Consider the following 14645-nt stretch of genomic DNA (forward strand, 5'->3'; position numbering starts at 1 on the left):
CACCAACGGCTCCAACTTCGGACCCCGACGACGCACCGGCTCACCAGAAGAGTTCACACAGGATCTAACGACGGATTACCGGCGCAGGACACTAGGCAGACAGTTTCAGGTCTTCGGAGGCCTCCAGTGCCCTGCTGAGGGCGGTCGTGCCCTCCCGGAGCTCCTCCGCGGTGACCGAGAGCGCGGGGCGGAGCCGTATCGACCGCTCGCCGCACGGCAGGACGAGCACGCCCTCGTCCCGTCTGAGCCGGGCGACCAGGCGGTCACGCGAGCCCGGGTCCGGCAGGTCGAAGGCGCACATGAGGCCGCGCCCCCTGGCGTTGCGGACCAGGCCGGGGAAGCGGGCCTGGATCTTCTGCAGCGCGGTGAGGAGGTCCTGACCGAGCTCGCCCGCACGCCTGATCAGGCCGTCGCGTTCCACGATCTCCAGCATTCTGCGGGAACGCACCATGTCGACCAGCCCGCCGCCCCAGGTCGAGTTGATCCGGCCGCTCACCCGGAACACGTTGTCCGGAACCAGGTCGACCCTGCGTCCCGCCATGACCCCGCCGACCTGGACCTTCTTGGCGAAGGCCACGATGTCGGGGCGCAGGCCGAGCTGCTGGTGCGCCCACGGGGTGCCGGTGATCCCGGCGCCCGTCTGCACCTCGTCCATGATGAGCAGCGCGTCGTGCTCGTGGCACAGGAGCTCCATCGCCTGCAGGAACTCGGCTCGCATGTGGTTGTCGCCGCCCTCGCCCTGGATCGGCTCCGCGATGAAGCAGGCGATGTCGTGCGGATACCGCTCGAAGGCGGCCCGCGCCTGGGCCAGCGACCGCCTCTCCGCCGCCTCGACGTCGCCGAAGTGGATCGCGGGCACCTCGATCCTGGGCCAGTCGAACATCGGGAAACGGTCGGTCTTGATCGGGTCGGTGTTGGTCAGCGAGAGCGTGTAGCCGCTGCGGCCGTGGAAGGCGCGGGTGAGGTGGAGCACCTTGGTGCCCAGGCGGGGAGAACGGCCCGCCGCCTCGTTGCGGCGGCTCTTCCAGTCGAAGGCGCACTTCAGCGCGTTCTCGACGGCCAGGGCCCCACCTTCGACGAAGAACAGGTGCGGCAGTTCGGGGTCGCCGAGCACCCGGTTGAACGTCTCGATGAAGTCGGCGAGATAGCTGGTGTACAGGTCGGAGTTGGCGGGCTTGTTCGCCGCGACCCTGCCGAGCAGGGCCAGGAAGTCCGGATCGTCGTCGAAGGGGTTCACCCCCAGCGGCGCCGAGGCGAAGAAGGTGTAGAAGTCCAGGTAGCTCCGGTCGGTGCGGGCGTCGACCAGCCGGGAGCCCCGGCTGCGGTCGAGGTCCAGAACCAGCCGGTAGCCGTCCACGAGCAGATGTCGAGCGAGGCGGCTGTGTACGTCCATGTCTCCTCCACAGGTCTCCCCCACGGCGGGTTTGAGGGATTATTCCCCGTAAATGACGCATCTATATGGAGACATTACGCATAGAAGCTGATTTTTCTGGAGATTATCCTGCAGCTACGCGACACGGGGAGTGCTCGAGGGACCGGGCCCGTGGGAGGCGAGCCCTTTGACCCGGAAGGCCAGCACCACCAGGGCGATGCCGTACACGATGGCCATGAGGCCGATGAGCCAGAGCACGGCCAGCGCGCTCGCGCCCGGCCAGACGAACAACAGGATGCCGAACAGCACCGACAGCACGCCGCCGACGATGAACATCCACTCGTTCGCCATGGCCCTGCGGAGCTTGATCCCCACCACGATCTCCAGGATGCCGGTGATGACGGCCCAGCTCGCGATGAAGAACAGCAGGACCAGGGCGGTCACCTGCGGCCAGATGAAGACCACGAGGCCGGTCAGGATGCTGACGACGCCATAGAAGATCGTCCACCCCCGGGAGCCGAAGTCCGCCCCCCTGCCCGCGCCGAACAGGGCGAGAGCCCCGTTCGCGATGACGTAGGCGGCGAAGATGATGAGGAGGTAGTAGACGGTGATGCGCGGCCAGAAGATCGCCAGCAGGCCGAACAGGATCGCGCAGACACCACGGACCAGATACACCCACCAGGTACGCGACAGCTCTTCCATGTGCCCTCCCGTGCGATCGCCCTCGCATGATCAGTTCATTTCCAGTAGCTCGGCAACACGAGACCTCAATTGGGTTAAATCGGGCTATCGTGCCTTCAAGCCGTCGAACCGCCAGGAGGAATGATCCATGTCCCTTCGTGAGTCCGCCGCCGACATGCGCGATGAGCTGGTTCGTCTCAGGCACGCCCTGCACCGGGAGCCCGAGCTCGGCCTCGCCCTGCCGCGCACCCAGGAGAAGGTGCTGGAGGCGATCTCCGGCCTGCCCCTCGAGGTACGGCTCGGCGAGCGGCTCAGCTCGGTCACCGCGGTGCTGCGCGGGACGCGCCCCGGCCCGACCGTGCTGTTGCGGGGCGACATGGACGCCCTGCCGGTCTCGGAGCGCAACGGCACCGCGGTCACCTCGCAGATCGAGGGCAGGATGCACGCGTGCGGCCACGACCTGCACACCACCATGCTGGCCGGGGCGGCGCACCTGCTGTCCGCCAGGCGCGACCGGCTCGCCGGAAACGTGATCTTCATGTTCCAGCCGGGCGAGGAGGGGTACGGCGGCGCGAAACTCATGATCGACGAGGGGACGCTGGACGCGGCGGGCGAGCGTCCCGTCGCGGCCTACGCCCTGCACGTGGTCAGCTCGCTGCTCCCCCAGGGGGTGTTCCTCACCAAGGGCGGCCCGATCATGTCCGCCGTCGACGACCTCGTCGTGACCGTGCGCGGCGCGGGCGGTCACGGCTCGGCGCCGCACCGCGCCAAGGACCCCATCCCCGCCGCGTGCGAGATGGTCCTGGCGTTGCAGGCCATGGTGACGCGGGGCTTCGACGTCTTCGACCCGGTGGTCGTCACCGTCGGCAGCTTCCACGCGGGCACCGTCAACAACGTGATCCCCGAGGAGGCCCGCTTCGAGGTGACCATCAGGTCGTTCTCCGGGGCCTCACACGAGCGGCTCCAGGAGCGCTCCGTTGCCCTGGTCAAGGGCATCGCCGCCGCCCACGGGCTGGACGTGGAGGCCGACTACCGGGTGAACTACCCGGTCACGGTCAACAACGAGGCCGAGGCCGATTTCGTCGCCGCGACCGTCAGGGAGGTCTACGGCGAGCAGCGCTTCCGCGGCGCCTCGAACCCGTTCACCGGCTCCGAGGACTTCTCCTACGTCTGCGACCAGGTGCCCTCCGCGTTCGTCGCGCTCGGCGCGTGCCTGTCCGGCGGCGACCCGGAGAAGGCCGCGTACAACCACGCCCCCGACGCGGAGTTCGACGACGCGGTGCTGCCGGACGGGGCCGCGCTCTACGCCGAGCTCGCGGCGCGCCGCCTCGAGGTCACGGCGGTCTGACCGCCCGCCTCCCCACGGCGGGCACCCGGAACCCCGCGCCGAGGCCTGCCACGGGACCCGGCCGTCAGGGAGCCCGCCGCCGGGACCCGGCACAGGAGACACCCGTCGTGGGCGGGCACGCCTCAGGGAGGCCGGTGGCTCAGGCGTCGGGGACGATCCTGATGCCCACCGTGCCGTTCTCACCCCGGCGGATCCTGCTCACGATCATCAGGACCCTGGCGGTCAGGCCGTACTTCTTCAGGATCAGGCGGCGCACCCGCTCCGTCTCCTCGGCGGGCAGCTCGGACGCCCGCCCCCCGACCTGCTCACCGCGCGTGTTCCCCCGCACGTCGCACGCCGCGACGACGACCCTCGGGTCCGCGCGGACGCGTTTGACCTTGCCCGAGGACGCCACGGTCCAGATCACCATGCCGTCGCCGTCCAGCGCGGCCCACACGGGTGTCGGCACCGCCGCGCCGTTCTTCCTGAAGGTCGTCACGGAGACGTACTGCTCGGCGGCCAGATCCTCGATCGTCGTCATGACCGGCACCTTACGCCGCCGCGTAGACCACCAGCGAGACCGCGACGTACTGGACCACGTAGGCGGCGACGGTGAACGTGTGGAAGACCTCGTGGAAGCCGAACCAGCGGGGCGAGGGGTCGGGGCGGCGCAGGCCGTACACGACGCCGCCCGCGGTGTAGAGCAGCCCGCCTGCGAGGACGAGAAGTACGGCGGCGCCCCCGGCACCCGCCACGAACTGGGGGAACACGAAGACGGCCGTCCAGCCGAGGGCGATGTAAAGCGCCGTGGAGAGCCATCGGGGAGCCGAGATCCACAGCACCCTGAACAGCACCCCGGCGACCGCCCCCGTCCAGACCACGGCGAGGACCACGGCCCTGGCGGGCCCGTCGAGGGCGAGCATCGCGAAGGGCGTGTAGGTGCCCGCGATGATCAGGTAGATGTTGGCGTGGTCGAGGCGGCGCAGCACGTCGGCGAGACGCGGGGAGAGGGTACCCCGATGGTAGGTGGCGGAGATGCCGAAGAGCAGGCCCGAGGTGACGGCGTAGACGGCTGCGGCCAGCCGTGCCTGCAGGGTCGGGCCCAGGGCGACGAGGGCGAATCCGGCGATGAGCGCGACGGGCAGGGCTCCCGCGTGCAACCAGCCTCGCAGGCGGGGCTTGGTCGGCCCGGGGAGCGTGAAGCCCTCGGCGGCGGTCGTGGTCATGAACCTACGCTAGCGTAACTTACGCTTACGTAGGTTGTGATCTGTCCTACATCGGGAACGGCCAGGCTCACCCGAGCTTTCTCGCCCTGCTCTCGCAGAGCTCGGCCCAGTGGGCGAACCCGGCCGACGCGTAGATCTTCGCCGCCCTGTGGTAGGCCTGCCTGGCCTCCGGCCACCGCCCCCTGGCCACCTCGATCTGGGCGACATATAGGAAGACACTGGCCTGGCCCAGCGCATCGCCCTCGTACAGCGGGAGCGCCCGCCGATAGGTCTCGACGGCGCTGTCATGCTCCCCGCGCAGCCTGGCGACGTCGGCGACGCCGCGCAGCGTGCTGGCCTGCCCTGGCCGGTCGCCGATCTCCTCGAACAGCTCCAGCGCCCGCCGATAGGTCTCGACGGCGCTGTCGTAGTCACCGTGCAGCTTCGCCGCCTCGGCGACGCCGCGCAGCACGTCCGCCTGACCTCGCCGGTCACCGATCTCCTCGAACAGCTCCAGCGCCCGCCGATAGGTCTCGACGGCGCTGTCGTGCTCGCCGTACAGCCTGTCGACGTCGGCGACGCCGCGCAGCGCGTTGGCCTGCCCGAGCCGGTCGCCGACCTCCTCGTACAGGGCGAGCGCCCGCCGGTAGACGACGCCCGCCTGGCCGTAGTCGTCACGCAGCCTGGCGACGTCGGCCAGCCCGCACAGCGCGTCGGCCTGGCCGAGCAGGTCGCCGGACTCCTCCGACAGCTCAAGCGCCCGCTGGTAGACGACAGCTGCCTGGTCATGGTCGTCGCGCAACCGGACGACCTCGGCCAGGCCGCACAGCGCGGAGATCTGGCCCTGCCGGTCGCCGACCTCCTCGTACAGGACGAGTGCCTGCCGGTAGAGGCTCACCGCCTGACCGTACCGGGCGCGTTTCTCCTCGACGCCGGCCAGGCCGTACAGCGCGCTCGCCTGCTCCCAGGGGTTTCCCATCTCGCGCGCGACGTCGTACGCGGCCGTGTGGAGCGCGTCGGCCTGGTCGGCACGGCCCTCAAGCAGCAGCCACCACCCGACGACCTTGACGAACCCGGCGGCCCGTTCCCATCGGTCGTCCAGCGCGGCGGCACAACAGGCGCGCAGCTCACCCGTCGAGGGAACCAGCCAGGCTCTGGCACGCGCCGCCCTGCCGGAGCGCGCCGTGTCCCGCGCGTCCGCGACCGCCCCCAGGCGGCCGAGGAGCTCCTCGGTCGCGCCGTCCGCCGCCTGGTACAGATGGCGGTAAAGCCTGGCCCTGGCCTGGCCGGCCCACGCGGCGTCATGCCCGGCACCCGCCTCGCGGGCGTAGCCGAGGAACAGGTCGTGGAAGGTGTAACGGCCCGGCATGGCGAGGACCAGCATGCTGCGCTTGGCCAGCTCGGCCAGTCCGACCCGCGCAACGGGGCGGGGCAGAGCGGCCAGCGCCCCGACCGAGGCGGCGTCGAAGTCGGGGCCGGGATGCGCGGCGCACGCGTCCAGCAGCTCCCTCAGGTCCTCCTCGAGCGCCCGGTAGGACAGCTCGAACGCGGCGCGGGTCTCCCGTTCCCCGTCGCGGATGTGCCGCAGTGGCCGCGCGGTGTCGCTCATCGTCTCCAGGAGGTCCGCCGGGTCAAGCTCGGCCAGCAGCGCGCCAACGGGACGCAGCGCCAGCGGCAGGAACCCGCACAGCCGCGCCAGCTCCGCCAGCGTCCGCCTGTCCTGACCCTCCTCGCGCCCGGCGGCGCCCGCCAGCAGCGCGACCGCGTCCGCCTCGGGCAGCGCCTCGATCTGCACCCTCCGGTGGGCGTCCAGCCCGTCAAGCCGGTTACGGCTGGTGACGAGCACGAGGCAGTGCCGGGCGTGACCGGGAAGCAACGGTCGTACCTGGTCGGCGTTCCTGGCGTTGTCGAACACCAGCAGCACCTGGCGGTCGGCGAGCCAGGCCCGCCAGAGCTGGGACTTGCCCGCCACGTCGGCCGGAACCTCCGAGGCGGGGAACCCGACCAGGCCCAGCAGCTCGGACAGCACGTCCCCCGGATCGCGCGGTTCCTCACCCGGGGTGAAGCCGAACAGGTCCAGCTCGATCCTGGCGTCGGCGAACCGGTCGCGGACTCGGGCGGTGAGAGCCCGCACCAGCGCGGTCTTGCCGATCCCGCCCATGCCGTGCACCGCGGAGAGCACCACGGGGCGTCCCCCGGAGCGCGCCTGGTCGACGAGCGTGAGCAGGTCGTCCAGCTCCGCCTCCCGCCCGACCATCGTGACGGGTGGCGGCACCAGCGTGTCCGGCGTTCTCACGAGCCGCTGCGGCTCCCGGCCACCGAAGTTGTTGATCTGTGTTCCACCGTACTGCGCGGCCTGCTGGGCGTGGCCGTACGCCTGAACCCGCTGGCCGCCCTCCGGGGCCACACGATCCACACCCATGCGGAAGCTCCCCTGACATCAGCGCGAAGGCCCCCGACGGCGCGCGCCGCACCCCGTTGTGACGAATCTAACGCCGCCCCCTCCAGCATGCCCAGAAAACACGGCACGCCGTCACAGGGCCTTGCCGTCAAAGGGCCTTGAGGAACCTGGCCGCGATGGGGACCGCCCCCTCCGCGCCGCTGCCGCCGTTCTCGACGAGGACGGCGAAGGCCAGCTCGCCGCGATAGCCGATGAACCACGCGTGTTCCTTGCCCCCTGCCGCCTCGGCGGTCCCCGTCTTGCCCGCCGTACCGGAGGGAAGACCGCCCGAGGCGGCGGTGCCGCCGTCGGAGACGACCGCCCGCATCATCGTGCGCAGGCCGGTGACCGTTTTCTGCGGCAGCGGGACCGGCTTCACCGACGGCGACCGCCCCGGGACCAGGACCGGCCAGCGCCAGGAGCCGTCCTGTACGGCCGCCGCCACGAGGGCCATGCAGAGCGGGCTCGCCTCGACGGAGCCCTGGCCGATGGCGTCGGAGGCCAGCTCGTCCTCGTCCGCCGGGGTTCGGATCCTGCCGCAGACCCCGGAGACCTCGAGGTCCTTGCCGAACCCGAACAGCTCGGCGGCCCGCACCAGGTCGTCGCCGTTCGCGAGCAGGCGGCCCGCCTGCTCGACGAAGGTCGTGTTGCAGGAGACCGCGAAGGCGGTGGTCAGGGTGACCGGCCCTGGGGCGGCGTGCCCTCCGGCGTTGTGGATCGTCCTGGCCCTCGGGGGTGTGTAGGTGGCCGGGCACCGCACGGGTGTGTCCGGATCCAGGCCCGCGGCGAGCAGGGCGGTCGCGGTGACCACCTTGAACGTCGACCCCGGCGGGTAGTAGCCGCGGAAGGCGTTCTGCCCGCCGTTCCCCGCGCCGAGCCGGTCGACGACGGCGAGGACCGCGCCGGTGCGGGGCTGGATCGCGACGATCGCGGCGGGCCTGTCCACGCCGTCGAGCGCGCGGGCCGCCGCGGCCTGGACGGGCCGGGAGACGGTCGTCCTGACCTCCTTCGCGTGCGGCGGCCTGAAGGACGCCAGTTCCTTCCTGCTCCCGTCCGCCCGGATCGCCTCAAGGGCGTAGCCGGTGGTCTCCTCGGAGTCGGCGCCGAACAACCCGCGGTAGCTCTCCGCCCCGCTGTCGTGCGGGAACGGGGCTCCCGAGTCGGTAACCGGCTCGGCCGCGGGCGCCGGGATCTCCTTGAAGGCGATCCTGCCGCCGCCCGCGAGCGCCGGATGGATCGTCTCCGGCAGCCACAGCACCTTCCAGCGCCCACCGCGCAGGACCAGCCGCAGCGTCGACTCGAACGGCCAGTCACCGAGGTTCCTGATCTTCCTGACCCCGTGGAAGGGCAGCTCCGCCTCCTGCCCGCTCGGCCGCCTCAGCGTGCCGGGGACGAGCTTCAGCGACTCGACGTCCAGGTCGCGGGCGAAGTCCAGGTGCCGCTGGGCGAAGTCGGCCGGTGGAGAGACGACCATCCGGCTCATCTCGCTGAGGTCGCTGTCCTGCCAGGAGGACAGGTAGGCCTTGCCCGTCTCCTCGGGCCCCACGGCCGCCTCCGCGTGCACCGCGGATCCGGTCGGCCGCAGCAGCGCGTAGACGCCTGCGCCGATCATGACGAGCACGACGGTGGTGAGCACGAGGACCGCTCGAGTACGCATACGGTTTCTCCCAGAGGTGTCCCTCTCGGTTGTACAGGAACGGCACTGGAAAGTGGGGCAAAAGTGATCAGGCGGGAACCACCGGGGCCGATGCCTGGCCGCTACCCGGTGAGCTTCGGCGAGGTCGACCTCCTGGGAGATCTGGACAGGCCCTCCGGGTGGGTGATCTCCAAGGACGGCGTACCCCAGTCCTACGTGGATCTGGAGGATCCCACGTATCTCGACTTCGAGTACGTGCAGCTGATGGCCGTCGTGATCGACCTGCTCCCCGAGGGGCCGCTGGACGCCGTGCACGTGGGAGGCTGCGCCTGCACCGTGCCCCGTTACGTGGCCGCGACGAGGCCGGGGTCACGGCAGATCGTCGCGGAGCCGGACGGCGGGCTCGTCCAACTGGTCAGGGACCAGCTCAGGCTGAAGTCGGTGCCACGGCTCAAGGTCAGGGTCCTGGACGGCCGTACGGCGACGGCGAGCCTGCCGGACGCCTCCGCCGACCTGGTCGTGCTCGACGCGTTCAGCGGCGCGACGATGCCGATCGACCTGGCCACCACGGAGTACATGGGCGACGTCGCACGCGTTCTGCGGTCCTCCGGGACCCTGCTGGCCAACGTCGCCGACGGCAAGGGCCTGGCCTTCGCCCGCAGGCTGCTCGCCACGATCGGCGGCACCTTCGGTCACATGACCCTGCTGGCCGACCCCGGCGTCATGCGGGGGCGGCGTTTCGGCAACCTCATCATCGCCGCCTCCCGCACCGAGCTCCCCTACGCCGATCTGACCCGCAGGACGGCGGGCGGCCTGACCCGGGCCCGGTGCCTGTACGGGGAGGAGCTGGTGAAGTTCGTCGCCGGGTCTCCGCCGTTGCGCGACGGCGATCCGGTGGTCATTCCCGTCCCGCCGCCGGAGGTGTTCGGCTGAGCGTCCTCAGGCGGGCACGGGCACCCAGGCCCGCACGCTGGTGCCCTCGCCCGGGCCGCTGGTCAGCTGGAGTCCTCCGCCGAGGGCGTTCATCCGGTCCGCGGGCGTCCCCAGCCTCCCGCGGCCGGCCGCGGCCGTGTCGAAGCCCTTCCCGTCGTCGGAGACCACGGCCTGCAGCCGTCCCTCGGCCTGCGTCAGCCGTACCTCGATCCGGGAGGCCTCCGCGTGCTTGAGCGCGTTGGCGACCGACTCGCTCACCGTGAAGTACAGCGCGCCCTCGATCTCGTCGGGGAAGCGGCGTGCGCGCAACCCGGGGTCCGTGGTCACCGTGGTGGTCACCGGCAGCCGTGAGCAGCGTTCCTCGACCGCCTCGACCAGGCCGCCCTGGCTGAGCACGGACGGGTGGATGCCCGCCGCGAGCTCCCGCAGGTCGGTCAAGGTCTGCCGGGCCTCCTCGCGCAGGAGGGTCAGGGTCTCCGTGCCGCCGCCGGTCGCCCGTGCCAGTTCCAGGCCCGCGATCAGCGCGACGAGCTGCTGTTGCACCCCGTCGTGGATGTTGCGCTCGATCCGCCGCCGCTCGGCCTCCTGCGCGTTGACCAGCCGGGCCGCCAGCCCCACGTTCTGGATCGCGAGCCCGATCGGCACCGCGAGCGCCCCGAGCAGCCTGCGGTCCTCGGCGGTGAAGCGCCCGGCGTCCTTGGGGCCGCACGCGATGTGCCCGAGCCCGGCGGGCACGGTGAGCACGGCCTCGCCGTCCTCGTCGCCCGCGACGACCCTCGTGCCGTCCGCGAGCTGGACGGCGGCCCACCGGGTCTCCAGCCCCGCCTGTACGGCTCCCGCCAGCCTGCCCAGCTGCTCGACCGGCTCCGCTTCCTCAAGCCCGGGACCGAGTTCCGTCAGGAGCTCGTCGACCGTCGGCCTGAGGTCGAAGACCAGGAAGATCCGGGAACCCCTGATGCCCACCTTGATGTCGAGGAGGCCGTGCCGGAAAACGGTCGCGACGATCGCGGCGGGAAGCGTGACCATCGAGGCCAGGAGACCGAGCGCGACGCTGTAGTCGTCCGGCGGGAAGAGCGTCATCAGCACGAACCCGCCCAGGGTGCCCACGACCCCGATGATCATCCAGCGGAGCACGCGGCGCTCGACGGCGGCGCTCCGCCACCAGCGCAGCACGAGGGAGACCAGCACGGACAGCGCGACCAGGAAGGTCACGAACTGCCCGGCGGCGCTGACGGCCGCGGCGATCAGCCCGGCGACCCCATCGAGGCCGAGGGGGTTGCCCTTGGAGAAGACCACGGTGTAGACCATGTCGGTGCTCAGCAGGAGGCCCGCCCAGTGGGCGGTGATCCCCACGACCGCGACCCAGATCCCGATCCGCCAGCGACGCGAGGGCAGGCGCCCGTCGGGGAAGAGCAGCGGGATGACCACCCAGGTCAGACCGTAGAAAACGGTGAAAAGCGAGGCCAGCACGGTGGCGATGCCGGCCAGCGGACCCCGGTCGGTGGGCAGGTTGATCAGAATGCTCGCGCCGAGGGCGCCGAGCCCCAGGCAGTCGGCGGCGGCCAGCAGCAGCCAGCCGTAGACGTTGTCGGGCCGCCTGGCCGCGACCAGCCAGCCGATCGCGGGCGTCACCATGCACATGACGATGAACAGCCACTGGCCGGGCGGTGCGGGCAGGCCGGTCTCCAGCAGCCCGCCCGCGACGATCCCGCCTGCGGCCACCGCGGCCATCAGCGCGGCGAGGGCGGGAGGCGGGGTCGCGCGAGTCATGGAGCGCAGCGTGACCCATCGGGGAAGGCGCCGTCCATGAGGTTGTCCACACACCTGATGCAGTTTGCCGCACCCCTCGGAACGGAGGATGGCCAGGTGTTCCGGAGGGACGGGCCGCCCCTAGTTTCGGATCAAGGCCGCCGGGGGGGCGGCCACGGAACCTGTTCACCAAGGAGCTCTTCGTGAGATTGCCGTTCAGATCGACGCGTTTGCTGGCCCTGGCCCTCGCCGCAGCGGTCGTGCCCATGACCGCCCTGGCAGCCGGGGGGCAGAGCGCGGTCGCGGCCACCCAGACGGTCGCCCAGGCGGCCACCGCCGCCCCCGAGATCCCGGACAGCCCGGCGGGCAAGCAGCTGACCTGGTTCTTCGACGCCGTTTCCCGGGCACCCCTCGCCGAGAGCGAGCTGCGGGAGCACTTCGCGGAGAGCTTCCTGACGGCGATCTCCGTCGACGAGATCAACACGTTCGCCGGAGGCCTCAAGGGGCTGGCGCTGGAGAGCCTGACCACCGTCAAGCCCACGGTGCTGCAGGGCACGGCGAAGCTCGGCGAGCAGAGGTACCTCATCGCGATCTCCGTCGACGGCGACGGGAAGATCAACGAGCTGCAGATCCCTCCGGCACCCGGCCCCGTCCCGCCGGGCCCGAAGAGCTGGAGCGAGCTGGACTCCCGGCTGCGCACCGTCGCGCCGAACGTCGGCTTCCTCGCCGCCGAGATCGACGCCAGAGGCCGGTGCCAGGTCGTGCACGGCGTGGCCGAGGACAAGCCGCGCCCGCTGGGCTCGATCTTCAAGCTCTACGTGCTGGGCGCGGTGGCGGAGAAGATCCGCGACGGCGGGCTCAGCTGGAACACCAAGCTCACGATCAAGCCGGAGTGGAAGAGCCCGAGCGAGGGCGGCCTGTGGGACCGCCCGGACAACAGCACCGTCACCGTCCGCGAGGCCGCGAAGCTGATGATCTCGATCAGCGACAACACCGCCGCCGACATGCTCATCCACACCGTCGGCCGCAAGGCCGTCGAGGCCAAGGTCCGCCAGTGGTCCGACCATTCGGAGCTGAACACCCCCTTCCTGACCACGAAGGAGTTCTTCCTGCTCAAGGGGGTCAACCACCCCGAGCAGGCCAGGACCTACCTGGGGCTCGGCGTGGCCAAGAAGCGGGAGTACCTGAAGAACGTCGTCGACAAGCAGGCGCTGACGGACATCAAGCAGTGGGACAAGCCCCGCGAGGTCGACACGATTGAGTGGTTCGGCTCCCCGCGTGACATCTGCCGCGCCTACGTGGGCCTGACCAAGCTGAACTCCAGGCCGCTGAGCGACGCGCTGTCCGGCTACGACGGCCTGGACCTCAACTCCAAGAAGTGGCCGACCGTCTGGTTCAAGGGCGGCTCCGAGCTGGGCCTGCTGGACCTGGCCTACCTCGGACGCTCCGCCTCGGGGAGGACCTACGTCGTCACCGCGCTGGCCTACGACACCAAGGAGCCCCTCGACGAGTCCAAGGTCGCTCCCCAGATGGTCTCCCTGAGCAAGGGCTCGTTCAGCCTGCTCAGGGCGAGGTAGTCAGGCCGGCTTCGGCAAGGGGGGCAGGCCTGGCCCCGGAACCGCGGCGCCTCTCGCGCCGCGGTTTCCCTGTCGCGGAATAGTTGAATTATCAACTTAGTTATGGATGGCGAACCACGCTGAAGGGAGCGTAGACATGCCAGCCGTAACCGTCGACAACATCCTGGCCCTGCCCCGAATCCCGCAGGACCTGGGGATCGGACGGAAGGTGCTCGCCGTCGAGACCGCGCCCAGCGGCTTCGAGGGCGAAGGCTTCCCTGTCCGCAAGGCCCTGGCCACCATCAAGCCCGAGTACCTCGACCCGTTCATCATGATGGACCAGATGGGCGAGGTGGACTACGCGCCGGGCGAGCCCAAGGGCACGCCGTGGCACCCGCACCGCGGCTTCGAGACCGTCACCTACATCATCGACGGCACGTTCGTTCACCAGGACTCCCACGGCGGCGGCGGTGTCATCGCGGACGGGGACACCCAGTGGATGACCGCCGGATCCGGCCTGCTGCACATCGAGGCCCCGCCGGAGTGGCTCGTCCAGCAGGGCGGCCTCTTCCACGGCATCCAGCTCTGGGTCAACCTCCCGTCCAAGGACAAGATGCTCACCCCGAAGTACCAGGACATCGGACGCGCCAAGGTCGCCCTGCTCAGCAGCCACGACGGAGGCGCCCTGGTCCGCCTGATCGCCGGCGACGTCGCCGGACACGCAGGCCCCGGCGCGACCCACACCCCGATCACCCTGCTCCACGCCAGCATCAGCCCCGGCGCCCAGCTCACCATGCCCTGGCGCAAGGACTTCAACGCCCTGACCTACGCGCTGTCCGGCAAGGGCAGCGTCGGCACGGAGAAGGCACCCATCACCGGCGGGCAACTCGCCGTCTTCGAGGGCTTCGGCAACCGCCCAGGCCTGACCACCGACGCCGAGACCATCACCATCACCGCCTCGCCCACCTCGGGCCTGGAGGTCATCGTCCTCGGCGGCGAACCGATCGGCGAACCGGTCGCCCACTACGGCCCGTTCGTGATGAACACCCAGGAGGAACTCGTCAAGGCCTTCGAGGACTACCAGGCAGGCCGCCTCGGCACCATCCCCGCAGGCCACGCCTGACCGCCACCTCACCGAAGACCGCCACCAGCCAAGGAAGCAGGAGGTATTCGGCCTGAACGGCTTCCGGCCGTTTTACGGAAAACCAGCTTCCCGTAATTGGGACGGGCCATAAGAAACGCGGAACGACATACCAACAACCGCTCGGCCATACCGGGGCAGGCAGGCCATCTGACCGCACATGCCCCGGATCCCTCCAGCCCCTGCCTTGCGGCATTCGTTCAGCCGCCGCCGGCAGGTCATGCCCGAGCCGCACCCCGGCTCTTGGGAGAGGTGCTCCCAGGCGATGCCGATGTGCGGCTCGAACAGGATGTCTTGCAGGGGCAGGCGGTCATCGAACCGTTCGCGGCCTGACCAGCAGGCTCTGCGCTGCTGTGCGGCAGCGGCGGTTCGATGACCGCCCACAGCTCGTCGCTGACCTTCCACGGCTTCGGCCGCACTGATCGGCTCGCCCCCTCCAGCTGTCATTGCAGCGCGAGATCACCGATAAGGGCGGAAGAGGCCTGGTCGTTCAGCCGGTCGAGCGCCTATTCTGCCTAATCCTTGGTAAAGAGCTGAACGGAAGAGGTTTTGTCGTTCATCTTCCCGAGCCACTCGAGTTTAAAAAACCGCTGGGTGTAGGAGCC

The 14645-nt window shown here is 70.5% G+C and carries 11 protein-coding genes; 4 read left to right on the forward strand and 7 right to left on the reverse strand.

The features are described 5' to 3' along the window. Window positions 1-91: 91 nt before the first annotated feature. Window positions 92-1393 carry an L-lysine 6-transaminase gene (gene lat / locus AB0395_RS46055; protein ID WP_366294029.1) on the reverse strand — a complete coding sequence of 434 codons (1302 nt, stop codon included), beginning with the start codon at window positions 1391-1393 and terminating at the stop codon, window positions 92-94. Between the two features lie 114 nt (window positions 1394-1507). Beyond that, window positions 1508-2074, reverse strand: a complete 567-nt coding sequence (locus AB0395_RS46060; protein ID WP_366294031.1) for an HdeD family acid-resistance protein — start codon at window positions 2072-2074, stop codon at window positions 1508-1510. A gap of 127 nt (window positions 2075-2201) precedes the next feature. On the opposite strand from AB0395_RS46060, the gene AB0395_RS46065 reads away from it, so the two are divergent. Beyond that, window positions 2202-3401 carry a M20 family metallopeptidase gene (locus AB0395_RS46065; protein WP_366294034.1) on the forward strand — a complete coding sequence of 400 codons (1200 nt, stop codon included), beginning with the start codon at window positions 2202-2204 and terminating at the stop codon, window positions 3399-3401. A gap of 139 nt (window positions 3402-3540) precedes the next feature. On the opposite strand, the gene AB0395_RS46070 is transcribed toward AB0395_RS46065, so the two are convergent. The 4 genes from AB0395_RS46070 to AB0395_RS46085 form a co-directional block, all read right to left on the reverse strand. Continuing rightward, window positions 3541-3921 (reverse strand): PPOX class F420-dependent oxidoreductase, encoded by a 381-nt coding sequence (locus AB0395_RS46070; RefSeq protein WP_366294036.1) that lies wholly within the window; start codon window positions 3919-3921, stop codon window positions 3541-3543. A 10-nt stretch (window positions 3922-3931) separates the two neighbouring features. After that, entirely contained in the window at window positions 3932-4606 is a 675-nt protein-coding gene (locus tag AB0395_RS46075) for a hemolysin III family protein (protein WP_366294038.1), read from the reverse strand. Window positions 4607-4673: 67 nt separating this feature from the next. Next, window positions 4674-7007, reverse strand: a complete 2334-nt coding sequence (locus tag AB0395_RS46080) for a tetratricopeptide repeat protein (protein WP_366294041.1) — start codon at window positions 7005-7007, stop codon at window positions 4674-4676. Window positions 7008-7134: 127 nt separating this feature from the next. Continuing rightward, complete coding sequence (locus AB0395_RS46085; RefSeq protein ID WP_366294044.1) at window positions 7135-8682, reverse strand: penicillin-binding transpeptidase domain-containing protein; 1548 nt, start codon at window positions 8680-8682, stop codon at window positions 7135-7137. A 63-nt stretch (window positions 8683-8745) separates the two neighbouring features. Between AB0395_RS46085 and AB0395_RS46090 the strand changes: the two genes are divergently transcribed. After that, window positions 8746-9594, forward strand: coding sequence for a fused MFS/spermidine synthase (locus AB0395_RS46090; protein ID WP_366294046.1), 849 nt, complete (start codon window positions 8746-8748; stop codon window positions 9592-9594). A 6-nt stretch (window positions 9595-9600) separates the two neighbouring features. Here AB0395_RS46090 and AB0395_RS46095 read toward each other — a convergent pair whose 3' ends face one another. Then, a complete protein-coding gene (locus AB0395_RS46095) occupies window positions 9601-11364 on the reverse strand; it encodes a histidine kinase (RefSeq protein WP_366294049.1) in 1764 nt (587 codons plus the stop codon). A gap of 182 nt (window positions 11365-11546) precedes the next feature. Between AB0395_RS46095 and AB0395_RS46100 the strand changes: the two genes are divergently transcribed. Together AB0395_RS46100 and AB0395_RS46105 are read left to right on the forward strand one after the other, a co-directional pair. Next, complete coding sequence (locus AB0395_RS46100) at window positions 11547-12920, forward strand: serine hydrolase (protein WP_366294052.1); 1374 nt, start codon at window positions 11547-11549, stop codon at window positions 12918-12920. A 136-nt stretch (window positions 12921-13056) separates the two neighbouring features. Then, complete coding sequence (locus AB0395_RS46105; protein ID WP_366294055.1) at window positions 13057-14022, forward strand: pirin family protein; 966 nt, start codon at window positions 13057-13059, stop codon at window positions 14020-14022. Window positions 14023-14645 lie beyond the last annotated feature (623 nt).

This window comes from Streptosporangium sp. NPDC051023 (genome assembly GCF_040689595.1).
Taxonomy (GTDB): Bacteria; Actinomycetota; Actinomycetes; order Streptosporangiales; family Streptosporangiaceae; genus Streptosporangium.